The sequence below is a fragment of the Marinobacter sp. P4B1 genome (genome assembly GCF_001447135.1).
Lineage (GTDB): Bacteria > Pseudomonadota > Gammaproteobacteria > Pseudomonadales > Oleiphilaceae > Marinobacter > Marinobacter vinifirmus.
This window is the reverse complement of the sequence record NZ_LLXM01000013.1, coordinates 187,357-208,622: the sequence shown is the minus strand read 5'-3', so window position 1 is coordinate 208,622 and position 21,266 is coordinate 187,357. Positions and strand designations below refer to the sequence as shown.

The following is a 21,266-nucleotide window of genomic DNA, read 5'->3' as shown; positions in this document are numbered from 1 at the left end:
AGCCCCCACGGACGGGTTCACGGCGTCTCCCGGAAGGCAATACCCACGACAGTGGCCGTCTTGTCAGAACAAAGGTTGGCGGATTCAACCAAGAATAAGTCAAAAATGACAATTCCAACCAGTGTAGTGGTTGTGAGAGGCTAACGGCAATAAACAGGAGACCCAGAATGACCGACACCCTGATCGACCGCCGCGACCTCGCCTTTCAGCTTTACGAAGTCATGGACACCGAAGCCCTCACCCAGCGTGAGCGCTTCAGCGAACACAGCAAAGACACCTTCGACGCCGTCATCGAAACCGCTGACAAAATGGCCAAAGAAAAATTCGCCAACCACAACAGCGCGGCAGACAAAGACGAACCCAGATTCGTCAACGGCCAGGTAGAAATGCTCCCCGAGGTCAAACAGGCCTTCGATGCCTACGCCGAAGCCGGCTTCCTAGCCGGTCGATACGACTACGACCTCGGCGGCATGCAACTGCCGGAATCTGTCATGGCCGCCTGCAACGGCTTCTTCACCGCCGCCAACCCCGGCACCGCAGGCTACCCGTTCCTGACCACCGCGGCCGCCAACCTCATCCGCGTGTTCGGCAACGACGAACAGAAAGCCAAATTTCTGCCCAACATGCTCAGCGGCCGCTACAGCGGCACCATGGCCCTGACCGAGCCCCACGCCGGCTCCAGCCTGGCGGACATCCGCACCTCCGCCACGCCCACCGACGACGGCCACTACCTGATCAAAGGTGCCAAAATCTACATCTCCGGTGGCGAGCAGAGCATCACCGAAAACATCGTTCACATGGTGTTGGCCAAGATCAAAGGCGCGCCGGCCGGCGTGAAAGGCATCTCCCTGTTTATCGTCCCGAAATTCCATGTGGACGAAAACGGCAACCCCGGCGAGCGCAACGGCGTCAGCCTGGCTGGTCTGATCCACAAACTCGGCTATCGCGGCACCACCTCCACCGCCCTCAGCTTCGGCGATGATGCGCCCTGCCACGGCTACCTGGTGGGCGAGCCTCATCAGGGCCTGAAATACATGTTCCAGATGATGAACGAAGCCCGCATCGGTGTGGGCTTTGGCGCGGCAGTGATCGGCTACCGCGGCTACATGCACAGCCTGGAATACGCCAAAGACCGCCTGCAGGGCCGCAAAGCCAGCGAAAAGAACCCCGAAAGCCCGCAAGTGCCCATCATCGACCACGCCGACGTGCGCCGCATGCTGCTGGCCCAGAAAGCCTACAGCGAAGGCGGCCTGGCCCTGTGCCTGTATGGTGCTCGCCTGATGGACGACCAGCACACCCACCCGGATGAACAGAAACGAATGGAAGCCGGCAAGTTGCTGGACCTTCTCACCCCGGTGATCAAAGCCTGGCCTTCCGAGTTTGGCCCAAAAGCCAACGACCTGGCGATCCAGGTTTATGGCGGCGCTGGTTACACAAGGGAATACCCGGTGGAACAATGCTGGCGCGACAACCGCCTGAACCCCATCCACGAAGGCACCAACGGCATCCAGGCCCTGGACCTGCTGGGCCGCAAGATCTGGCAAGACCAGAGCCACGGGCTGCAGCTGCTGATGCAGGAAATGCAGGTAGACCTGCAAGCGGCCACCACTGACCGTTGTCAGCAATGGGCATTGTCTCTGAGTGAGACGTTGCAGCAGGCGGTGAAAGTCACCCAGAGCCTGGGCAAATCCCTGATGGGTGGCGAGGTAGACAAAACCCTGGCCAACGCCAGCTGCTACCTGCACCTGTTCGGCCACATCATCGTCGCCTGGATGTGGCTGCGCCAGGCTAATGCTGCGGCTAATGCATTGGCTTCCGCCAACAGCGACAGCGAGCGCAACTTCTACCAGGGCAAACTCCAGGCCGCCCAGTACTTCTTCCACTGGGAGCTGCCAACGGTGGCCCAGGACCTGGTGTTACTGCGGAATCAGGATGATACGTGTCTGAATATGAAGGCCGATTGGTTCTAGCTCTGGAGTCTTGGTTCTGTTCGTAGCCTGCTCGTTTTGGGGGGTTGTGTGAGCGGCTGGGCGCCCTTTCAGGGACACGCTACGAGCACTTCCCTGTGCGCTCGACTGTGGCCATCCATGGCCACAGACGGTCCCTGAAAGGGCGCCCAGCCGCTCACACCCAAGCAACGGTGGGGGCGCAGGCTAGAGATGCAAGTTTCAGCAAAACCTGAGTTCTATTTCTGAATCTGTGGCCTGGTATATCGCAGAAGTATGACGCGCGGGCGACAGGGAGGGCTTTTCAGGACCGTTGAGGGCCATGGACGGCCCGAAACGAGCCTACAGGGACGTACTCGTGGCGTGTCCTGAAAAGCCCTCCCCGTTGACTGCGCAGCCCCCCCCCGAACATCCAGGCTAGGTTCCCAAATTAGAGGACACGAACAATGCCACTGGTAAACGTAGAAAAACAGGGCCACATCCTGAAGATAGGCCTGAACCGCCCGGAAAAAATGAACGCCATGAACCGGGCCATGTACCACGAAATCGCTGCCGCCTATTACCAGCTCCAGAACGACCCGGAACTGCGCGTCGCCGTCATGTACGCCGAAGGTGACCACTTCACCAGCGGCCTGCAACTGGACGACTGGGCCGGCGTGTTCGCTAACGGCAAAGGCATCGAGCCCGGTGAAGGTGAACTTGATCCGTTCCATATCACAGGCGAGGGACTTACCAAGCCGGTAGTCTTTGCCGCCCAGGGCATCTGCTTCACCTGTGGCGTTGAAATGATGCTCAACACCGACGTCCGCGTTGCCGCCAAAGGCACCCGCTTCGCGCAGCTGGAAGTCAAGCGCGGCATCTTCGCCTGCGGCGGCGCTACCATCCGTCTGCAAAGGGAAATCGGCTGGGGCAACGCCCAGCGCTACCTGCTAACCGGTGACGAATGGACGGCCGAGCAGGCGTATCAGTGGGGCTTGATTCAGGAACTGGTGGAGCCCGGGGAGCAGTTCAATAAAGCCATGGAAATCGCTGAAAAGATCGCCAAAGCGGCCCCGTTAGGCGTTCAGGGCAGTCTGAAGTCGTCCAAGATTGCCGTTTCAGAAGGCCAGGAAGCGGCCAAGGAGCGCCTGTTCCCGGAACTACGTCCGGTCATGGCCAGCGAAGACGTAAAAGAAGGAATCCAGTCATTCCTGGAGAGAAGGGAAGCGGTGTTCAAAGGTAAATAGCTGGATTGGCCCGTCATTCAAAATCTCGTCCGTAGCGAATCGTAGGATCAACGACTATCCCACAGAAGCGTAAGCAGCGGGCTGGGGCCACCCTTCCGGGAGTGTGCGCAGCAGGGATGCTGCGCTCAAGCCCCCATGGATGGGTTCACGGCGTCTCCCGGAAGGGTGGCCCCAACTCGCAGCCGGCACCATAACCGACAGGCTAGGGCCGGCAATCAAGCCAATAAATCAGTCAGATCTCAGGCAGCCTCAGACTCAGTTTTGCTTCCTGCTTTTCGGGCAGAGGCCTCAGCCGCCACTTTCGCAGCATAATCCGCATACTTGGCCATCAGCTCGTCCTTGCGATCCGGATCCCAGTTAATCTTCGTCAGATCACCTTCATAGTGATCAATCACCCGCTTATCCATCGTCTCATACCACCACCGTGGCACATAAGCCGGCAACAACATCGACGCATAACCACCCGGCAACTGCGGCGCCTTCTCGAAATGCCTCAGGGCCTGATAACTCCGGGTTGGATGGGCGTGATGGTCAGAGTGCCGCTGTAACTGATACAGGAACAGATTGGTCACCACATGGTTGCTGTTCCAGCTGTGCTCCGGCTGGGTGCGTTCATACTTGCCGTTCTTGTCCTTCTGGCGCAGCAGGCCATAGTGCTCAATGTAATTCACGCTTTCCAACAAGCTTGCCCCATAAACCGCCTGCGCCGCCAGGAACGGCACCGCCCTGGGGCCGCAGACCAGCGTAGTCGCACCAAAGAGCCCGGCACTCATGGCCCAGCCCTGCAGCAACTCATTGTCCAGGCTCCAGAAACTCTTGCCCTTGCGCTCAAGCCGCGCCTTCTCGATTTTCACTGCGGACTTCATGCCACCAAACACCGTGCGCGGCAGGAACTTCCAGAAACTCTCGCCCATCCGGCTGCTGGCCGGGTCTTCCGGTGTGGCAACCCGCTTGTGATGACCAAAATTGTGCTCAACCACGAAGTGGGTGTAACCGGTCGGCGCCAGTGCCGCCATGGCCATCAACTTGTTCAGTTTGTTGGATTTGTGCCCCAGCTCGTGGGCGGTGTTGATGCCCACACCGTTGATTGCGCCCACCGTCAGGGTCAGGCCGATCTTGTCTTCGATCGGGGTTTTCTTGCGACTGGCCAGCCAGGCACCCATAACCGTCATGGCGTACTGGGTAGGAATAAAGGCTTTTACAATCCGGTCGTAGTATTTGTCCTGCTCCAGGGACCGCACGGCGGATTCCGGCGGGTTGCTCTTGTCTTCCCCGATTGCCCGGTCCAGCGCCGGGATAATGCCGTGCACCAGTGCCGGCCCGGTCCACGCCAGTGCCTTCAGCTTCTTGGGCGCCAGCGCGTATCCGGTCAAAGCGGCCAGGCCGATACCAGGCAGGGCAGGGCCCAGCAGCCACAGGTAACGCTTGGGATCTTTCCAGTCTTTTTCACCGGAGGCGGGAGTGGAATTTGCCGGTTGTTGCCCGACTGCTTGATTGGCCTTGGCGTTCATATCAGGGATCTCCGTTTTGTTCTTGGTTGCCCTCAATTTATGTCGGACAATCGGGCAATACAACAATTTTTACGAATGTCATCGGAAAGTGGCCTGACATGACAATTCGGCCCCGGTTGGCGGATTCGGGATTTGTGGTCCAGACTTCTGCAAAACAAAAACAACAGGGACGATGGAACATGAGTGCTGCAACCCCCTCACCAGAGACTGTGTCTTTGCCGGTTCGGGAAATGCTTGTGGAGTATGTCCAGGGGCGACGGCTGGCCGAGATCATTTACCAGGATACCAACGGGCAGGTTTGCCTGGTTCATGAAAACATCCGGGACGTTCTGAGCCGGGCCGGCCATGATTTTCTGGTACTGGGCTCGGGCAAGGTGCTTGGTGTTGAGCATGTGATCATGATCGACGGCCAGCGGCTAACGAAAGGGTAATCGCCCGGTAATTGCCTGTGCAGGTGAACCGCTCTAGGCTGTTTGCGTTGTAAATACTTACCAACAGAGGGATATGGTATGAACAAGCTCACGTTGAGCGCACTGGCTCTACTGATGACACTCGGCCTGGCTGCCTGCAGTTCGGAAAGCGATGAAGGGGCCGATTTCGAGCAGGCCGGGGAGAACGCCGGTGAAATGATGGATGACGCCGCCGACTCCGTCGAGGAATCCTATGAAGAAGCCACAGGGCAGGACGAAGGTGCCTGGGGTGAAATCAAGGAAGGGGCCCAGAACGCGGCGGATGAAGTCAGCGATGGTGCCCAGAGCGCTGCGGACAGTGTCGGTGAAGCCGCTGATGAAGCGGGTGATGCCATGGAAGAAGGTTATGACGAGATGACTCAGTGATCATTGGCTGAGTGTTGTTTCTTCCGGAAAAGGGGCGCTGGGGTGGCGCCCCTTTTTTGGTTCTGACAACAAAGTTTGGCTGGTGTGGTTAGCTGTAAAATAACTTTAACCAGAATGACGCGGAACGTTTGTTGTTCTGTCATCTTTCAGGTTGAAACTTGCCTCTCGTTAAAGCCCTTTCCTTCCGATTTCGAGAGAGACAGAACATGGCCAAGCACGACATTGATCCGAATTATCTGGACCCTAACTACGAGCCGGTGGTTAACCATTCCGAGAACCTGCCTTTTCACCAGGTGCTGTCTGCGCGCATGCAGCGCCGTGCGGTGATGAAAGGGACCGTTGGAGCGGCTCTGGCCAGCGTTATGGGGCTAGGCCTGGTCGCCTGCGGTAGTGACAGCGACAGTGACGAGGATACCACTTCAGGAAATACCCAAACGCCCGGCACAACTGAAAGAACGTTAGGTTTTCAGGCTATTCCGGTATCCACCGCCAATGAGGTTGTTGTCCCGTCGGGCTATTCCGCAGAGGCATTTCTGCCTTGGGGAACGCCGATAACAGGTTCATATCCTGACTACCGCCCTGATGGTACGAACACTGGTGCCGATCAGGAGCAGCAGGTTGGCATGCATCACGATGGTATGCATTTCTTCCCGCTCGACCAGAAGTCCGGGGGCAGCAGTTCGGAAGAAGGTCTGTTGGTTATGAACCATGAGTACATTAACCAAAGTGCCATCCATCCAAATGGGGCTACCGTCAACACAGATGGTTCGCGCCCGGCGGATGAGGTCCGTAAGGAAATCGCTGCCCACGGTGTTTCAGTTGTCCACATCAAGCGTGATAGCAATGGTGTCTGGGACGTAGTTCAGAGCGCTTACAACCGTCGTGTTACCGGTGGTACTGCTATGGATATCAGAGGGCCGTTGCGTGGATATGAAAAGCTTGTAACACCATATAGTCTGGACGCGACAGCGACTCGCGGCACGCTTAACAACTGTTCAATGGGCCCGACTCCGTGGGGCACCTACCTGACGGCAGAAGAGAACTGGCATGGCTATTTTGCGTTTGATACCGACGTCGCAGAACGTCCTCGCGAATATGCTCGCCATGGTGTCGGCGGTAGTTCCCGCTACGACTGGGAAAAAGCAGACAGTGGTCTGGACCAGTATCGTCGTTTCGATGTGACGCCGACTGTGGATGGTTCTGCCACAACCGATTACCGAAACGAGGCAAATACTTTCGGTTACATGGTCGAGATTGACCCGTTTTCACCCGAAAGCAAACCTCAGAAGCGCACAGCCCTCGGTCGTTTCGGCCATGAAGGTGTAATTTTCGCACCGGCCAAAGAAGGTGAGCCGGTTGTCTGTTACTCCGGTGACGACTCCCGCTTCGAGTACATCTACAAGTTCGTGTCTTCCAAACCGTACTATGCAGCCACCGCTGGTGGTTACCTGCTGGATGAAGGCACGCTGTATGTAGCGCGATTCAACGAAGACGGCAGTGGTGAATGGCTGGCCCTGGATCTCGACAACCCGGCTTTTGCCTCCAAGGTTAATGCTGCCAAGGGTACGACCGTTGGTGATGTGGCATTTGACGGCTTCGAGAACCAGGCCGACGTGCTGTTGAACACCCGTCTGGCCGCTGACATTGCCGGTGCCACACCAATGGACCGTCCGGAGTGGGGTGCGGTTGATCCGAATACCGGCGAGGTTTACTTCACTCTCACCAATAATACCAAGCGCACAGAAGACCAGGTGAATGCAGCCAACCCGGTAGCCCAGAACAAGAACGGCCACATCATTCGCTGGCAGGAAGCCGGTAACGATTACACTGCCGGTTTCTTCGAATGGGATATCTTTGTCTTCGCCGGTGAGCAGGGCACAGAGACCGTGGTTGATGGCGACGCCGTTGTTACGCTGAATGACGACAACATCTTCAACAGTCCGGATGGCCTGTGGTTCGATTACAACGGCCGTCTGTGGATCCAGACTGACGGATACAGCGACGAAACCTTCGGTAACCAGATGATGCTGGCTGCGAATCCGGAAACCCGTGAGATCAAGCGTTTCTTCGTGGGCCCCCAGGGCTGTGAGGTCACCGGCGTGGTCACCACTCCGGACAGCAAAACCATGTTCGTGAATATCCAGCACCCGAAAGCCAACTGGCCGGATGCTAACGACCCTCGTCCCCGCGATGCCTGCGTCATCGTAACCCGCAACGACGGCGGCGTAATCGGCGCCTGATCATAGCGGTTAGCCACAAGGCAGCACCAAAGCCGGCCCCGGTTTTACCTGGGCCGGTTTTTGTTTTTGCAGAGGGTCATATTGTGGAAAGGTCCGCAAAAACCCCGAGGCCGGCTGCGAAAGGGCTGTGGTAGACTGCGGAAAAGTCCTGATCCGGAGTTATCACCTTGGCTGAACCCGAATTTATTCCCGCAAACCCCAACGGCAATGAACGTCAGCCGGAGCCTGGCCGCAACCTGGCGGTCGTGGTTTACATCCTTCAGGCCCTGTCCTTTTTTCTCGGCGGCATCACCGGCCTGGTTGGCGTCATCGTCAATTACGTGAAGCTGGATGATGTACGTGGCAGCTGGATCGAAAGCCATTTCCGCTGGCAAATCCGTACCTTCTGGATCGGGCTGTTGTGGACGGTGGTTGGCATTGTTACCACCCCATTGATCATCGGCTGGTTTATTCTGCTCGGTATCTCGATCTGGGTGATCTATCGCATCGTAAAGGGTGCCCTGGCCCTGAACGACGGCAAGACTATTTAATCCATTCCTCTTCTTTCCCTGAAAGCTTTGCGCCTTTTGTCCAGACGCCCTTCGGGGCGCAAGGCAGTCTTTTGCACCTCCCTTTGGGCTCCTTGCCCGGCCAAAATGTAAAAAATTGCAAAATCCCCCTCCGGTCCATCGGCCTGTAAGCACGGCGACCTCAGGCCTGAATTTCAGCTAAACCATTGGCTTTCAACATAAATAAGTCCATACGATAAAATGGATCACTGTTAGTTCAGTATATGGTTGGCAAAAATGACAACAATATGTGAATAAAATGCCAAGTTAATACGCCAGTAGCTGGCCCAAACTGCCAAGAAACAGAGGCAGTTTGTTTCTTTTGTGTAACTGGCAGGGCTAAAGGAAAAGGAGTGTTCACATGGCAAGAAAGCAACTTCTGGCGGTATCGGTTGCAGGGCTGTGCGCCGCGATGGCAGCGACGGCAGTGCAAGCGAATGCGGTCAAGCACGAAAGTGAAGTGTCAGTGCTGGGGGCTTACATTGAGCCCGACAGTGACAGGACTGATGAGTACGGCAGCGGTTTGCGGGGCATTTACAGTCACCGTTTCGGTAAGCACTGGTGGCTTGAGCCTCAATTGTTCTCCGGAATTATCGAGACGGGTGTTACCGGCGCAACGGATTACTACCAGCAAACCCTGGGAGCGGACCTGAGCTACCGGTTTTTCGACAGCGAATCCTTCACGCCGTATGTATCCGTTGGTGGTGGCCTGTCCCGTAACGATGTAGCTGACAACCCGGCCAGCGAATTTGCCGGCTATGCCAATGCCGCCCTCGGCCTCATCACCTCCCCTTTTACCGAGTCTGGCCTGCGTGTGCGGGGCGACGTCCGTTACCTGTGGGATTCCTACGACGACGGATTATCTGACATTCACCTGAGTGTCGGCCTGACCATTCCAATCGGCGCTACTCGCACCCGTATCGTGGAAAAAACGACCGTTGTTGAAAAGCCGGTGGTGGTAGAGCAACAGCTCGCGGATTCCGACAAAGACGGCGTTGTGGATGGGGTAGACCAGTGCCCCAACACCCTGGAAGGCCTGGAAGTGAACGCCGTTGGCTGCGTTGAAACCGACAAGGCCCAGTCTGTGGTATTGCAGGGGGTGACTTTCGAGTTCAACTCCAACCGGCTGACCGCCAACGCACGCGACATCCTCATTCCCGCCGCCGAGGCCCTGAAAGGACAGCCAGACCTTAAGGTAGAGCTGGCCGGCCATACCGACAGCGTGGGGGCTGAAAGCTACAACCAGCAACTCTCACAGCAGCGGGCAGACGCCGTGCGCAACTACCTGCTTGACCTGGGTGTGGCTCCGGAACAGCTGAGTGCCGAAGGCTATGGCGAAGCCCGCCCGGTCCGCAGTAACGATACCGAGGAAGGCCGCGAGCGCAATCGCCGAGTCGAATTCAACGTGGTTTCTAAGTGATAGCAAGAAGGAATTTGGAAATGAGACTGAACAATCTGAACTGGCCTTTGATTTTGATGGTTACGGCGTTTCTGGCCGTAGCCGGGTGTAAGTCCGACAGTGGTAGCCGTGTGTCGTTTGAAGATGGCTCGGGGCAGCAAACCGGGGAGCAGGGCGATGGCGGCACCGGTGGCGCGGTGGATGCTGATGGGGATGGCATCCCTGATAACGAGGATTCCTGCCCGAATACCCGAAATTCCGGGGTTGATGCCGATGCCGATGGTATCGACGATGCGTGCGATGCCCGCATTGCGTCGTCAACGGATATCGATGGCGATGGTGTGCCGAATGGTGAAGATAACTGCCCGACCATTCCCAACCCGGACCAGGAAAATGCTGATCGTGACCTGTATGGCGACGCCTGTGACACAGATGCTGATGGTGATGGCGTTAAAGACAAGGTCCGGAATGACGATGGCAGCTTTGCAGTAATAGCGGCATCGGACGAGGGTGACAACTGCCCGCTGGTGCCAAATCCGGATCAGGCGGACCTGGACGGTGATGGCGTAGGTGATGCCTGTGATGACGATATCGATGGCGACGGCTTTCTCAATGACGAGGATGCCTGCCCGTATGTGGAAGGCAATGATGAGGCCATGTGCAGCGAGGCGGTCGATACCGACGGCGATGGCATTCCGAACCTGAGGGCTGATGGCAGCACGCCCTGGGACAACTGCGCGGATGTCGTCAATCCCTCCCAGTCGGATCTGGACGGCGATGGCATTGGCGATGCCTGTGATGAAGACACCGATGGTGACGGAATTAACGATACCAACCTGATCGGCCAGCCCGAGGATAACTGCCCGCTGATTGCCAATCCGGACCAGGCTGATACGGACGGCGACGGCATCGGTGATGTCTGTGACCTGGTGAATGACGTTGAGTTTTCGTGTGGTGTTGGTGAGCAGTTCTCGCCCATGCTGGCCAGTGATGAGGATATCCAGGCTCAGGCATCCAAGGATGTTTCAGATTGTCTTTTGTTGACCGGTGGTCTGCTTTGCGACGTGGTTGGGGAGAACAACGTAGTTGATGATGATCTGAACAACTTCGCTACCATTTCAAATACTAACCTGTTGGGACTTTCTAACGTCAGTCTGCGAGTCGCTGCAACGTCAGGATTTGCCTACCCGGGACAAAACGTTATTGGTGTTTCGCTGGCTGAAGCGGCACAAGTGCTTCAGCTAGACTTGTTGTCGAACGGAGGCCTGCAGGTTCGGACTTTGCTAGACGGTGAGATTCAGGAACAGACCAATGGTGAAGTAGGCGCTGATCTCGATTTGCTGGGGCTTTCCGGTTTACTGGGCGGGAACGAAGTCGGTTTCCTGGTATTTCAGACATCGAAACGGTTTGATGCGGTTGAAATCGTGAGCGGCGAGTTTGAACTGCTTACGGCCCTGGATGAATACAATACCTATGGCGTCTGTGCCTCTAAAGAGGAGGTGGCCCAGCCTTAAGTCAGTGAGTGACTATCAACTCAAAGGGCCGGCACCCGCCGGCCCTTTCCATTTCACCGAAGAAAAACAGTCACTCCTCCGTCACTTCCTCCAGCCGTAAGGCACTGAACATCCCCGCCAGCCCCATCAGCCCGAGCACAATAATCACCGCCACATCGGAAATCATCGAGATAGCTGCGGTGAAGGCGCCCGTAACGAGTAACAGCAGCCCGATTACGGTATTGCTTACCGAGGTATAGTCGGTGCGTTTGTTGCCGCCGGCCATGTCCACCAGATAGGTTTTCCGGCCAAGGCGTACGCCGGCGTGGGCAATGCTCAACACGAAGAAGGCAATCGGGTAGAACCAGGCGCCGCCGAAGCCGGGGCCGAAGATCAGGGCGAGCACACCCACCACCAGGCAAATACCGCTGGCCATGGCCGCGCCGCGGATCATTACTCGTCGGCTGGATACATCGGCCGCCCAGCCCCAGAAGCTGGCACTGAGTGAGCTGGCGAGGCTGCTGGCCAGCAGGAAGACGCCCAGCATCCAGCCGATGTCGGATTCTTTCTGGGCCAGCACCACGAAGTAGGGTGAGGCCAGGGCGGAGCACAACAGCAGGGCCCGGGTGATGACAAAGTTACGGAACGGAGCGTCGTCCCGCAGCAGGGACAAGCTGCGGAATGCCTCCGGCAGGGCATTGGCGCCACCGGAAGTTTCGCCCGGGTATTCCTCAACCCCGGCAAACAGAAAGCCGGCGATAATCCACAGGGCTGCGGCCAGCATCAGCAGCATGGCGTAGAAGCCAATGGTGGGGTCGCCCCGGTCCCAGAACAGCAGCCCGGTCAGGATAACGGTGGCGGTACCGCCAATAGTGCTGGCCAGGCCGGACAGCCGGCCCCGGCGGGTTTTCGGAATGCATTTGCCCTGAACGTCTTTCATGGAAACCGAGCAGAAGCCCCGGGCCAGGGAGAACACAACCAGCGCCGCAACAATGCCACCGCCGGCCGCGTAGCCTTCCAGAAACCACACACTGGCCGCCATGGCCATTACGCTGACCGCCTGGCCAAAGCTGCCCAGGGTCCAGAACCACTTGCGCACGGCTTTGCGGCGAACCCAGGCGCCAATCACCATCTGCGGCACCATAGAGCCGGACTCCCGGATGGGTACCAGCCAGGCCACCAGGGCCGGCGCACCCACGGCGCTCATCAGCCAGGCCAGCACGGTTTTCGGGCTGATCAGCAAGTCGCCGAGCTTGGTCAGTACGTTACTGAAAAGAATCAGGAAGAAGTTACGGGGCACTTCCCTGCAGGCATCCTCCGGAATGTCTTTGCAGACCCGTGCGTCTTCTTCGTTGGCGATCAGGCTGTAAAGCTGGTCAACCGTTGCTTTGTTCTGGCTGGACAATGTTTTTCCTCCCGTAGTCAGGCCCGCAAGCATAGCAGGACATTCGGCGTGGCTTAACCGTCTGCCGGAGTTGCCTGTGGCTTGCCGCTGGTGCTTAATGTGCACCTGAAAGCAGGAGCCCGATATGCTGAGTTACCTTCACGCCTTCCACGCCGGCAACTTTGCGGATGTACAGAAACATGCCGCATTAACCTTGGCGCTGGCCATGATGCAGGCCAAGAAAACACCTATTGCCTGTTTTGATACCCATGCCGGCAGTGCGGTTTACGACCTGACCGGTGAGCGCGCCCGAAAAACCGCCGAGGCGGACACCGGTGTACAGCGGCTGTGGCGGTTACGGAACAGCCTGTCGTCGCCGGACTGGCAGCCCATGCTGGAGGTTCTGGCAAGCGAAAATCCTGGCAACAGTGAGCTCGAAACGTATCCCGGCTCGCCGGCCTGGCTGGCGGGCTTTGCCCGTGATGCCGATACGGTCACCGCCTTTGAACTGCACCCTACCGAGGGCCGGCAACTGGCTGGCTGGGCCCGGGGTGCGGGAGTTCGTGTGGTGCAGCAAGACGGCCTGAAAGGTTTGCTGCAGAAACTGCCGCCGCCCCAGCCTCGGCTGCTGACGCTGATTGATCCCTCCTACGAAATCAAAAGTGATTACACCTCAGTGGCCGAAACCCTCACCAAGGCATGGAAAAAGTGCCGCCATGGGGTCTATCTTGTCTGGTATCCGATACTGACCAGTGGCTTGCAGGAGCAGCTGGTTTCTGCCCTGAAAGGCGGTGAAGTGCGTAAGGTTCTGCGTAGCGAAGTGATGCTGGATACGCCGCCGGAGCGGGGCATGGTTGGCTCAGGTATGCTGGTGGTGAATCCGCCCTGGGGCTTTGAGCAACGCTTTGCGGCCATGATGGACGAACTGCAGGGCGAAAACGGGTTGGGGTGGTCGTCTTCGATCACCTGGCTGGTTCCCGAATAATCTGGCTGGAGTAGCATCTTTGACATCCGAGACCGCTCAGGAAAACCCCTGCCTGCCCGGCGGGTTGATTGCGCTGGACCAATGGAAAACCCCGGAAACCTCTGTGCAAAAGACCTTACGCAGTGGCTTGCGGGATATCCTTCAGCAATTGCGCGCCGGGATGACGCCGGAGGACCAGGCCTTCGAGAGCCTGGACGACCTGCCGGCACTGTCCCATGCAAAGCTTGGCCGTTACGCACCGCAGCCGGAGGCCGGAGAGCTGGCCGGGGCGATCAATGAATGCCTGGCATCACTGCGGCAAGGGGGCACCCACAACCGGCAGGTGAGTTTTCTGGTTGCGCCGCCGTTTTCCGGTATTCAGGGGGCTTTGCGCGCCAGCGGACTGCGGGCGATCTCGCCCCCGGATAACCTGCTGATGGCGGAGAAAGACATCTCCGGCTGGTGGGATGAGCAGCTGGCGGGCGATGACTGGGTGGTACCGGAGCTTGCGGATTTCTGGCTCAGGCATCGGTCTGGCATGGGCTTGCTGAAAGAGTTCTTTGCCCGGGTGGCAATGGAGGGTGCCGGCAAGGGCATGGTGGGATGTTCCAGCTGGTGCTGGCAGTTCTGGGTGCAGTACCTGCCAGAATTGCATGTGGCGCCGCTGACGGTCGCGCCCCTGACGGATGACCGGCTTACCCGGTGGCTGGCTTTCCTGGCGTCGGGTACGGCGGGTGGGCCGCTCACCGCTCGCATGACCAACGATGGCCTGTATGTGTTGCCGGCTCCGGAGGAGGGTTGTGAACGCAAGTACAGCGACTTCGCCCGGGACCTGGCCACCATGGCCCGGGGCAACCGCGGGGTTGCCCATGCTATCTGGCAAAGAACCCTCAGGGCCAGGGCCGAGGAAGACACCGAGAACGGCGATAAAGAAGAGAAGAAAGATAGTCCTGACAACGGCCCGAGCTGCTGGGTAGCGCCGCTGGAGCAGTTGAGCCTGCCGGCGGTTCCCCAGAGCAACGGCCGGCAACCGGGGCATATTCTGCATGCCTTGTTGCTGCACAACGGCCTGACCTCCGAGCAGTTACAACTGGTGACCGGCTTGCCGGGGCAGGAGATCAGCTTGTCGCTGGCGCGGTTCCAGCGTGCCGACCTGGTCACGCAGGGCGACACCGTAGGCGCGTTCAGGGTTACGCCGCTGGGCTATCCCGCCGTGCGAAAATATCTGCAGTCCCGGGGTTACCCGGTCGACGGTTTCTAGGAGGCTATGATGGGCGATCTGGATATTAAGGGTGCACTGTCATCCATAACCTCTGAAGCCTTGCTGGAAGCCGCTATCCTGGTGGTGGTAGCGTCGCTGCTGATTCTGATGGTGCAGAAGCTGGTGCCGGCAGTGGCCGGAAAACTGTCCGGCAAGCCCCGGCTGTATCTGCTGGCGTCTGTGCCGCTGCTCCGGCTGCTGATTATCATCCTCACCATCACCATGGTGGTACCGGTTCTGGTAGAGCCTTCATTTGAAAACATGGTGGCCATCTTCGGTGCCCTGGGTCTGGCCCTGGGCTTTGCCTTCAAGGACTACGCCAACAGCCTGATTGCCGGCATCGTCACCCTGTACGAAATGCCTTACCGGCCCGGCGACTGGATTGAAGTGAACGGCCAGTATGGCGAGGTGCGCTCCATCGGCACCCGGGCAGCAGAGATTGTCACCCTGGATGACACGGTCATCGTGATTCCTCATGGCCTGTTGTGGAACACCCTCTTGGCCAATAGCAATGACGGAACCGATAACCTGATGTGTGTGGCTGAGGTTTATCTGGACCCGAACCACGATGTGGCGCGCATGCAATTGCTTTTTCGCGACACCATCTATGCCTGTCCGCTGACCAAGACCCATCAGCCGGTGATAGTGGCTGTGTCCGCCGGAGACACCGGTATGAAGTACCGCCTGAAGGCTTATCCGCTGGAGCCGCGGGACCAGACCCGGTTTATTTCTGACCTGACGGCCCGTGCCGCGGAGATCTGTGCGGCTGAGGGGGTCAGAATGATCTCCCGGCCTTTGATGCTGCACTGAAACGAAAAAGCCCCGCAAAGGCGGGGCAACTGACGAACCGGATGCGGGTTTGCTTACATCAGGGCGTCAACACGGTTGCGAACTTTCGGCTCGCTGCTGTAGGCGGTTGCGATGGAGTTGTAGGTGGGGATGTCGATACCTACGTCTTCAATCACGGAAACCATTTTGTCGTTGGCTTCCATCTGCAGTTCCTGGGCTTTCTGCTGGGAATCCGCCGCTTCGATCTTCTGGATGTACTCTTCGCGCACTTCCATGACACCTTCCTGGGCTTCGATGAAGTCTTTCAGCTGGGCATCGCTGAAGTTGGTGTCCTGGGTGCCCGCTGCGGCCGGGTCAGAATAGCCGGAACTCTGGGTCTGCTGGGCTGCCGGCTCTTGCTGGTTCTGCTGTGCCATCGCGGGTGCTGCGGCCAGAAGTGCCAGGGATGCGGTTACAGATACGAGTAGCTTGTTCATAGGTCAGGCTCCTTTCGCTTTAACGGGTCGGGGGAAGAATTTGGTGTTCCCCGATTTCAGTGAATGACGGTCAGTGTGTTGCAGTCGCCGTGCCAACTTTTCCAAATCTAATAATGTTCTTTTAAATCAGTTGCTTATTGTTGTGTTTGCCATTACAGGTGAGTAACTTGGGTTGTGGCAAAATGCCACATGTGTCAAAAATGGTGTGACACTTCTTGCGAAGGACAGGTTTATGGTTTCCCTTGGCCGGCGCTTCCGGGATTTATTCCGCTCCCTGCAGCTGACTCTGGTACTGAGTATCGTTGTGCCCCTGCTGTTATTCAGTGGCATCGCCATCTACATCGGACTGGGGGCGGTGGAGCGGGCCCTGAATGACCGGCTCAGGGAAGACCTCGAACTGGTTGCCCGCGCCGTCACCGGGCCGGTTGCCAATGCCCTGTCCCAGGGTGATGAGCTGGTCTTGGGGGAGTCCCTGAAATCCATTTTCCAGATCGGCCGCATTTCCGGGGCCTCGGTGTTTGATGATGCCGGTAACCGGGTAGCCAGCCTGGGGGTAGCGGATTCAGATGTCACCAACAGCGCCAGTGCGGAGAAAGTGATCACCAGCGGTGAGCTGGGGGGAGCCTTCCGCCGGGTCGACGGCGAATCGGTGTTTTCCCAATTCACCCCGCTGGTGGGCGAGGACGGCCGCATACAGGGGCTGCTCCAGGTTACCCGCCAGCGCAGCGATTTCCATGACCTGGTCGCCTCATCCCGATGGTGGGCAGTGAGTATCTGGTCGGCCTTGTCGGCCATCATCATCCTTGTGGTTGTACTCGGCCATTACCGGACCGTTGGCCGGCATGTGAACCGTTTACTGGAAAACATGGCAGGCCTTGCGCCCGGCCAATGGGTATTGGCGGTGCCACCGTCCGGCCCCCGGGAAATCCGGCAGATACACAAAGGCATTCTCGAGCTGGGCCGCCGGATGGCGGGCGCCGAATCGGAAATCGAGGGTCGTATTGCCCGGGAACGGGCGCTGGCCGAGCAGCTGGAGTATCAGGAAAAAGTCGCCATGATCGGCCGGGTTGCCGGCGGGGTGGCCCACGAACTGGGGGCACCGCTGAATGTGATTCAGGGCCGGGCCCGAATCCTTGCCCGCTCGGGCTTGCCGGAGGACCAGCAACGCCACCTGACCGATATTGAGCACCAGGTCACCCGTATGACCGCCATTATCCAGCAATTGCTGGATTGTTTCCGGCATGTGCCCGATTCCCGCAGGCCACTGGATTTGTCTTCGGTGCTGGCGGATGTGATGCAGCGGGTGGCGGACGATAACCGCTGCGCAGCCAGAACCCTGGAAACCGAAGGCCTTGATGCGGCTATGCCGGTACGGGCGGAGCCTTTGCGGGTGGGGCTGGCTTGCCTGAATGTGATTCGCAACGCCTGTCAGTCTGCACAGTCACGGTTACGGGTGTCTGCCCACGATGCCGGCGACTGCTGGGAAGTGCGGGTGGAAGACGATGGCCCCGGCATTCCGGAGCCGCAACGGGCGCAGATTTTTGAACCCTTCTACAGCACCCGGGCCGCCGGTGAAGGCACGGGGCTGGGGCTGGCGGTGGTCAACAGTGTGCTGAAAGAACACGGAGGCCGGGTGGATGTAGGCAGCTGTGATCTGGGTGGCTGCCGCATGAGCCTGTATTTCCCCAAGGAGTCCGAATGATGTCTGCAACAGCTGCCACCATTATGCTGGTAGAAGATGATCCCAGCCTGGGCCAGCTCCTGGCCGAGGAGCTGGAAATGGATGGCTATGCCGTCAAACGTGCCGCCACTGTGCAAGAGGCCCGGGGGCTGTTGCAGCAACAGCGGCCGGCCCTGATCGTGTCGGATCTGCGGCTGCCCGATGGCGACGGTATGCAGGTGCTGGCCTTTCAGCAGGCCGAGCACCCCGGCATCCCTTTTATTGTGATCACCGCCTTTGGCACCGTAGACCAGGCGGTTGAGGCCTTGAAGGCGGGAGCGGATGACTTTCTCACCAAGCCGTTGTCGACCGACCATTTGCGGCTGAAAATCAAACGATTGCTGGCACAGGCCGATGTGAACCGGCAACTGGCAGAAATCCAGTCCCGCCAGCAGGGTGAACAGAATATGGGGCTGGTGGGTGACAGCCCGGCCATGGAGCGCCTTCGGGGTGAAATTCGCCAGGTGGCCCGCAGCCAGGCGGCGGTGCTTATTAACGGTGAGAGTGGCACCGGTAAAGAACTGGTAGCCCGTGCCATTCACAATCAGAGTGACCGGGCGGACAGGGCGTTCCTGGCGGTGAACTGCGCCGGCATTCCGCCAGACCTGATGGAAAGCGAGTTTTTCGGCCACGAAGCCGGCGCCTTTACCGGCGCCCGCCAGGCCCGCAAAGGCCTGTTCGCCGAAGCCAGTGGTGGTACCTTGCTGCTGGACGAGATCGGTGAAATGCCGCTGTCACTGCAAGCCAAGCTGCTGCGGGTGCTGCAGGAAGGCGCTATCAAGCCGGTCGGGGCGGATCACGAAGAAACCGTGGATGTGCGCATTCTGGCGGCTACCCATGTAAACCTGATGAAGGCCGTTGAAGGCGGGCTGTTCCGGGAAGATCTGTACTACCGCCTGGAAACCCTCGCGCTGCAGGTGCCGCCACTGCGGGACCGGGATGAAGACGTGGAAATGCTGGCCATGCACTTCCTGAAAGAAGCATGCCGGCGACACAACCGGGGGTTCATCAAGTTCAGTGATGTCACCCTCCGGGTGCTCCGGGACTATCCATTCCCGGGAAATGTCCGGGAGTTGTCCAGTGCCATTGAACGGGCGGTGACCTTCTGTGATGGCGACACCATCCAACCGGAGCATCTGCCAGAGCGGATTCGCAAGCGGCAAAGTTCGCTTCAGGCGCCCCCGGCTGACCCTGTGGCCGATAACATCCCGGAATGGCCTACACTGGAAGCCCTGCAGCAGGACTATGTGCGCAAGGTGATGGCGGCGGTTGATGGCAACAAGCGCCGTGCTGCACAGATCCTCGGTATTAACCGGCGGACACTCTATCGCTGGCTCGAAACCAATCCGGAGCAGAATTCATGAAAAACCAGAAGCAGGCCATGTTGTTTGGTCTGGGTACTGTATTGCTTTGGTCTACCGTGGCTACGGCGTTCAAGCTGGCCCTGGCGGACCTGGCGCCGGTGCAGATGCTGCTGGTGGCCTGTGCCGCCTCCATTGTGGTGATGGGCGGAGCGTTGGTGATCATGGGGCGTTGGCAGGAGGTGTTCCAGCTTTCCCGCCGCCAGTACCTTCAGTCTATCGGCATGGGGCTGATCAATCCCTGCTTGTATTATTTCCTGTTGTTCGGCGCCTTTGACCGGTTGCCGGCCCAGGAGGCCCAGCCCCTGAACTACACCTGGGCGCTGGTGCTGGCGTATCTGTCTGTGCCGTTCCTGGGCCAGAAGCTGCGCCGTATCGATATCCTGGCCGGGCTGGTGTGCTATGCCGGGGTAGTGGTGATTGCCACTCGCGGGGCGGTTACCTCTCTGAGTTTTTCAGACCCGCTGGGGGTCTCCCTGGCACTGGGCAGTACAGTGGTCTGGGCGTCTTACTGGATTATTGCCACCCGGGACACCCGTGACCCTGTAGTTGGCCTGTTCCTGAATTTCCTGTTTGGCCTGCCGGTGATCGCCCTGGTGTGCTGGTATACCGTCGGGCTGGAGTTTCCTTTGGGTGGCTCGCTGGCAGCGGCCCTGTACGTGGGGGTGTTTGAGATGGGGATTGCCTTTGTGCTCTGGTCCCAGGCCATGAAAAAGGCGGAAAATACCTCGAAAGTGAGCAATCTGATCTTCATCTCCCCGTTTTTATCACTGGTGTTTATCTATTTCATTCTGGGCGAGGTGATTCTGCCATCCACCTACGTGGGGCTGGTGCTGATTATTGCCGGGCTCTGGCTGCAGCAGAAAAAAGTGAAACAGCGGGAGCAGGCGCTGGAACATGGCTGAGGGCTGGTTTCTGTACCTGGTGCGTACCGCCTCTGGTGCGCTGTATACCGGAATTACCACCGACGTTGGGCGGCGCTTCGCCGAGCATCAGGCCGGTGCGCCCAAGGGGGCCCGCAGCTTGCGCGGTAAAGGCCCGTTGACCCTGGAGTTCCAGGCCCCGGCCGGCGATCGCAGCCGGGCCTCGAAACTGGAATGGCAGGTAAAACGCTGGCCCCGGGTTCGAAAAGAAGCGCTCCTGAAGGGCGAAGTCAGCCTGCCAGATGACGCCTGATATGGTCGGCGGCCACGGCCACGGCTTCGGTGGCCCGGTCCAGCTGGCCGCTGTGTACCTGGAACACATGCCACAGGCTGTTGTAGATCTCCAGCGTAGTGTCCACACCGTCGCGCTTGGCCACTGCCGCCAGCCGGGTGGCATCATTCAGCAGTATTTCCTGGCTGCCCACCTGAATGAGCAGCGGTGACAGGCCGCTCAGGTCACCGAACACCGGTGAAATCATCGGATTGGTCAAGGGTGTCTGGCCGCCATACAGGCGGGCTGCATTTTTGGTCCAGCTGGCGTGCAAGACCGGTTCGCATTCCGGTTGGTAGAGCTGTTGCTGGGTCAGGTCGGTCCACGGGGAAAAACAGGTGATGGAAGACGGCAACGGCTTGTTCTGGTCCCGCAGGCGCATGGCGAGGACTAACGACAGCCCACCCCCGGCCGAATCGCCCGCCAGCGCCACCGAGCTTGCCGGAATGCCCTGGCTTAGCAGTGCCCGGTAAACCGATTCTGCGTCATCCGGTGCGGCCGGGTAGGGGTGTTCCGGTGCCAGCCGGTAATCCGGAACGATCACTTCACAACCGCTCAGCTTGGCCAGGTGCCCGGCAATGCCTTTGTGGGTGGCGGCCGAGCCGATGATATAGCCACCTCCATGCAGGTACAGGATGGTGCCGATTGCCGGTTGCGCCGGCGTAGCCCTCAGTACCGGCACATTACCAAGGTCGTCTTTGCGGAAGCGGACATCACGGGGAGGAACCGAGCTGCGATAGGCCTGGCGAACCAGCCGGCGTTGCAGTGACAGCGGTACAGCATTCGAGAGCATGGGGCGCACCAGGCGGTGCATGGTCTGGCGTAACCCTGCCTCAAGAAGCGGCTGGAACATCTGTGTTCTCCCTCGTGAATGGGTTAGGATGACGGTCAATTATTGATTCATGACAGGCGTTTAAC

The 21,266-nt window shown here is 58.7% G+C and carries 19 protein-coding genes; 15 read left to right on the top strand and 4 right to left on the bottom strand.

Annotated features, from left to right (window positions below; all coding sequences use genetic code 11):
* The first annotated feature begins 167 nt into the window (after window positions 1–167).
* Together AQ621_RS10390 and AQ621_RS10385 are read left to right on the top strand one after the other, a co-directional pair.
* Entirely contained in the window at window positions 168–1,970 is a 1,803-nt protein-coding gene (locus AQ621_RS10390) for an acyl-CoA dehydrogenase (RefSeq protein ID WP_058341396.1), read from the top strand.
* Window positions 1,971–2,392: 422 nt separating this feature from the next.
* A complete protein-coding gene (locus AQ621_RS10385; protein WP_058341395.1) occupies window positions 2,393–3,172 on the top strand; it encodes a crotonase/enoyl-CoA hydratase family protein in 780 nt (259 codons plus the stop codon).
* Window positions 3,173–3,411: 239 nt separating this feature from the next.
* On the opposite strand, the gene AQ621_RS10380 is transcribed toward AQ621_RS10385, so the two are convergent.
* On the bottom strand, window positions 3,412–4,683 hold the full coding sequence (locus tag AQ621_RS10380; RefSeq protein WP_058341394.1) for an alkane 1-monooxygenase: 1,272 nt from the start codon (window positions 4,681–4,683) through the stop codon (window positions 3,412–3,414).
* A gap of 179 nt (window positions 4,684–4,862) precedes the next feature.
* Between AQ621_RS10380 and AQ621_RS10375 the strand changes: the two genes are divergently transcribed.
* From AQ621_RS10375 to AQ621_RS10350, 6 genes are all read left to right on the top strand, one after another.
* Window positions 4,863–5,114: a hypothetical protein gene (locus AQ621_RS10375; protein WP_058341393.1), complete on the top strand. Its 252-nt coding sequence runs from the start codon at window positions 4,863–4,865 to the stop codon at window positions 5,112–5,114.
* Window positions 5,115–5,192: 78 nt separating this feature from the next.
* Window positions 5,193–5,519, top strand: coding sequence for a hypothetical protein (locus AQ621_RS10370; protein ID WP_058341392.1), 327 nt, complete (start codon window positions 5,193–5,195; stop codon window positions 5,517–5,519).
* Between the two features lie 206 nt (window positions 5,520–5,725).
* Complete coding sequence (locus AQ621_RS10365; RefSeq protein ID WP_058341391.1) at window positions 5,726–7,759, top strand: PhoX family protein; 2,034 nt, start codon at window positions 5,726–5,728, stop codon at window positions 7,757–7,759.
* A gap of 167 nt (window positions 7,760–7,926) precedes the next feature.
* Window positions 7,927–8,289 (top strand): DUF4870 family protein, encoded by a 363-nt coding sequence (locus tag AQ621_RS10360; RefSeq protein ID WP_058341390.1) that lies wholly within the window; start codon window positions 7,927–7,929, stop codon window positions 8,287–8,289.
* Window positions 8,290–8,668: 379 nt separating this feature from the next.
* A complete protein-coding gene (locus AQ621_RS10355) occupies window positions 8,669–9,727 on the top strand; it encodes an OmpA family protein (RefSeq protein WP_058341389.1) in 1,059 nt (352 codons plus the stop codon).
* Between the two features lie 20 nt (window positions 9,728–9,747).
* Complete coding sequence (locus tag AQ621_RS10350; protein WP_058341388.1) at window positions 9,748–11,220, top strand: thrombospondin type 3 repeat-containing protein; 1,473 nt, start codon at window positions 9,748–9,750, stop codon at window positions 11,218–11,220.
* A 70-nt stretch (window positions 11,221–11,290) separates the two neighbouring features.
* Here AQ621_RS10350 and AQ621_RS10345 read toward each other — a convergent pair whose 3' ends face one another.
* Window positions 11,291–12,604, bottom strand: coding sequence for an MFS transporter (locus tag AQ621_RS10345; RefSeq protein WP_227508296.1), 1,314 nt, complete (start codon window positions 12,602–12,604; stop codon window positions 11,291–11,293).
* Between the two features lie 124 nt (window positions 12,605–12,728).
* Between AQ621_RS10345 and AQ621_RS10340 the strand changes: the two genes are divergently transcribed.
* The 3 genes from AQ621_RS10340 to AQ621_RS10330 are packed head-to-tail and all read left to right on the top strand — an operon-like array spanning window position 12,729 to window position 15,618.
* Entirely contained in the window at window positions 12,729–13,568 is an 840-nt protein-coding gene (locus tag AQ621_RS10340) for a 23S rRNA (adenine(2030)-N(6))-methyltransferase RlmJ (protein ID WP_058341386.1), read from the top strand.
* Between the two features lie 19 nt (window positions 13,569–13,587).
* Complete coding sequence (locus AQ621_RS10335) at window positions 13,588–14,808, top strand: hypothetical protein (RefSeq protein ID WP_058341385.1); 1,221 nt, start codon at window positions 13,588–13,590, stop codon at window positions 14,806–14,808.
* Window positions 14,809–14,817: 9 nt separating this feature from the next.
* The gene (locus AQ621_RS10330; protein ID WP_058341446.1) at window positions 14,818–15,618 is read left to right on the top strand and encodes a mechanosensitive ion channel family protein; all 801 of its coding nucleotides are present in this window, start codon (window positions 14,818–14,820) and stop codon (window positions 15,616–15,618) included.
* 53 nt (window positions 15,619–15,671) lie between these two features.
* Here the strand turns inward: AQ621_RS10330 and AQ621_RS10325 are convergent, their stop codons facing one another.
* The gene (locus AQ621_RS10325; RefSeq protein ID WP_058341384.1) at window positions 15,672–16,073 is read right to left on the bottom strand and encodes a DUF4168 domain-containing protein; all 402 of its coding nucleotides are present in this window, start codon (window positions 16,071–16,073) and stop codon (window positions 15,672–15,674) included.
* 232 nt (window positions 16,074–16,305) lie between these two features.
* Here AQ621_RS10325 and AQ621_RS10320 point away from each other — a divergent pair, with 232 nt between their 5' ends.
* Genes AQ621_RS10320 through AQ621_RS10305 form a run of 4 tightly spaced genes read left to right on the top strand, consistent with a single transcriptional unit; the run spans window position 16,306 to window position 20,330 of the window.
* Window positions 16,306–17,775: an ATP-binding protein gene (locus tag AQ621_RS10320; RefSeq protein WP_058341383.1), complete on the top strand. Its 1,470-nt coding sequence runs from the start codon at window positions 16,306–16,308 to the stop codon at window positions 17,773–17,775.
* A complete protein-coding gene (locus AQ621_RS10315) occupies window positions 17,772–19,157 on the top strand; it encodes a sigma-54-dependent transcriptional regulator (protein WP_227508295.1) in 1,386 nt (461 codons plus the stop codon). Before AQ621_RS10320 ends, AQ621_RS10315 begins: the two co-directional genes overlap by 4 nt.
* Window positions 19,154–20,059: a DMT family transporter gene (locus tag AQ621_RS10310; protein WP_058341382.1), complete on the top strand. Its 906-nt coding sequence runs from the start codon at window positions 19,154–19,156 to the stop codon at window positions 20,057–20,059. Before AQ621_RS10315 ends, AQ621_RS10310 begins: the two co-directional genes overlap by 4 nt.
* Window positions 20,052–20,330 (top strand): GIY-YIG nuclease family protein, encoded by a 279-nt coding sequence (locus AQ621_RS10305; protein ID WP_058341381.1) that lies wholly within the window; start codon window positions 20,052–20,054, stop codon window positions 20,328–20,330. Before AQ621_RS10310 ends, AQ621_RS10305 begins: the two co-directional genes overlap by 8 nt.
* Here AQ621_RS10305 and AQ621_RS10300 read toward each other — a convergent pair.
* Complete coding sequence (locus AQ621_RS10300; RefSeq protein WP_058341380.1) at window positions 20,308–21,201, bottom strand: alpha/beta hydrolase; 894 nt, start codon at window positions 21,199–21,201, stop codon at window positions 20,308–20,310. The two genes, AQ621_RS10305 and AQ621_RS10300, sit on opposite strands and share 23 nt — an antisense overlap.
* Window positions 21,202–21,266 lie beyond the last annotated feature (65 nt).

Excerpts from the sequence above, each read along its gene's own strand:
- AQ621_RS10390 (WP_058341396.1), top strand. The coding sequence starts at position 168 with ATGACCGACACCCTGATCGACCGCCGCGACCTCGCCTTTCAGCTTTAC.
- AQ621_RS10385 (WP_058341395.1), top strand. The coding sequence starts at position 2,393 with ATGCCACTGGTAAACGTAGAAAAACAGGGCCACATCCTGAAGATAGGC.
- AQ621_RS10380 (WP_058341394.1), bottom strand. The coding sequence starts at position 4,683 with ATGAACGCCAAGGCCAATCAAGCAGTCGGGCAACAACCGGCAAATTCC.
- AQ621_RS10375 (WP_058341393.1), top strand. The coding sequence starts at position 4,863 with ATGAGTGCTGCAACCCCCTCACCAGAGACTGTGTCTTTGCCGGTTCGG.
- AQ621_RS10370 (WP_058341392.1), top strand. The coding sequence starts at position 5,193 with ATGAACAAGCTCACGTTGAGCGCACTGGCTCTACTGATGACACTCGGC.
- AQ621_RS10365 (WP_058341391.1), top strand. The coding sequence starts at position 5,726 with ATGGCCAAGCACGACATTGATCCGAATTATCTGGACCCTAACTACGAG.
- AQ621_RS10355 (WP_058341389.1), top strand. The coding sequence starts at position 8,669 with ATGGCAAGAAAGCAACTTCTGGCGGTATCGGTTGCAGGGCTGTGCGCC.
- AQ621_RS10350 (WP_058341388.1), top strand. The coding sequence starts at position 9,748 with ATGAGACTGAACAATCTGAACTGGCCTTTGATTTTGATGGTTACGGCG.
- AQ621_RS10340 (WP_058341386.1), top strand. The coding sequence starts at position 12,729 with ATGCTGAGTTACCTTCACGCCTTCCACGCCGGCAACTTTGCGGATGTA.
- AQ621_RS10330 (WP_058341446.1), top strand. The coding sequence starts at position 14,818 with ATGGGCGATCTGGATATTAAGGGTGCACTGTCATCCATAACCTCTGAA.
- AQ621_RS10325 (WP_058341384.1), bottom strand. The coding sequence starts at position 16,073 with ATGAACAAGCTACTCGTATCTGTAACCGCATCCCTGGCACTTCTGGCC.
- AQ621_RS10320 (WP_058341383.1), top strand. The coding sequence starts at position 16,306 with ATGGTTTCCCTTGGCCGGCGCTTCCGGGATTTATTCCGCTCCCTGCAG.
- AQ621_RS10315 (WP_227508295.1), top strand. The coding sequence starts at position 17,772 with ATGATGTCTGCAACAGCTGCCACCATTATGCTGGTAGAAGATGATCCC.
- AQ621_RS10310 (WP_058341382.1), top strand. The coding sequence starts at position 19,154 with ATGAAAAACCAGAAGCAGGCCATGTTGTTTGGTCTGGGTACTGTATTG.
- AQ621_RS10305 (WP_058341381.1), top strand. The coding sequence starts at position 20,052 with ATGGCTGAGGGCTGGTTTCTGTACCTGGTGCGTACCGCCTCTGGTGCG.
- AQ621_RS10300 (WP_058341380.1), bottom strand. The coding sequence starts at position 21,201 with ATGTTCCAGCCGCTTCTTGAGGCAGGGTTACGCCAGACCATGCACCGC.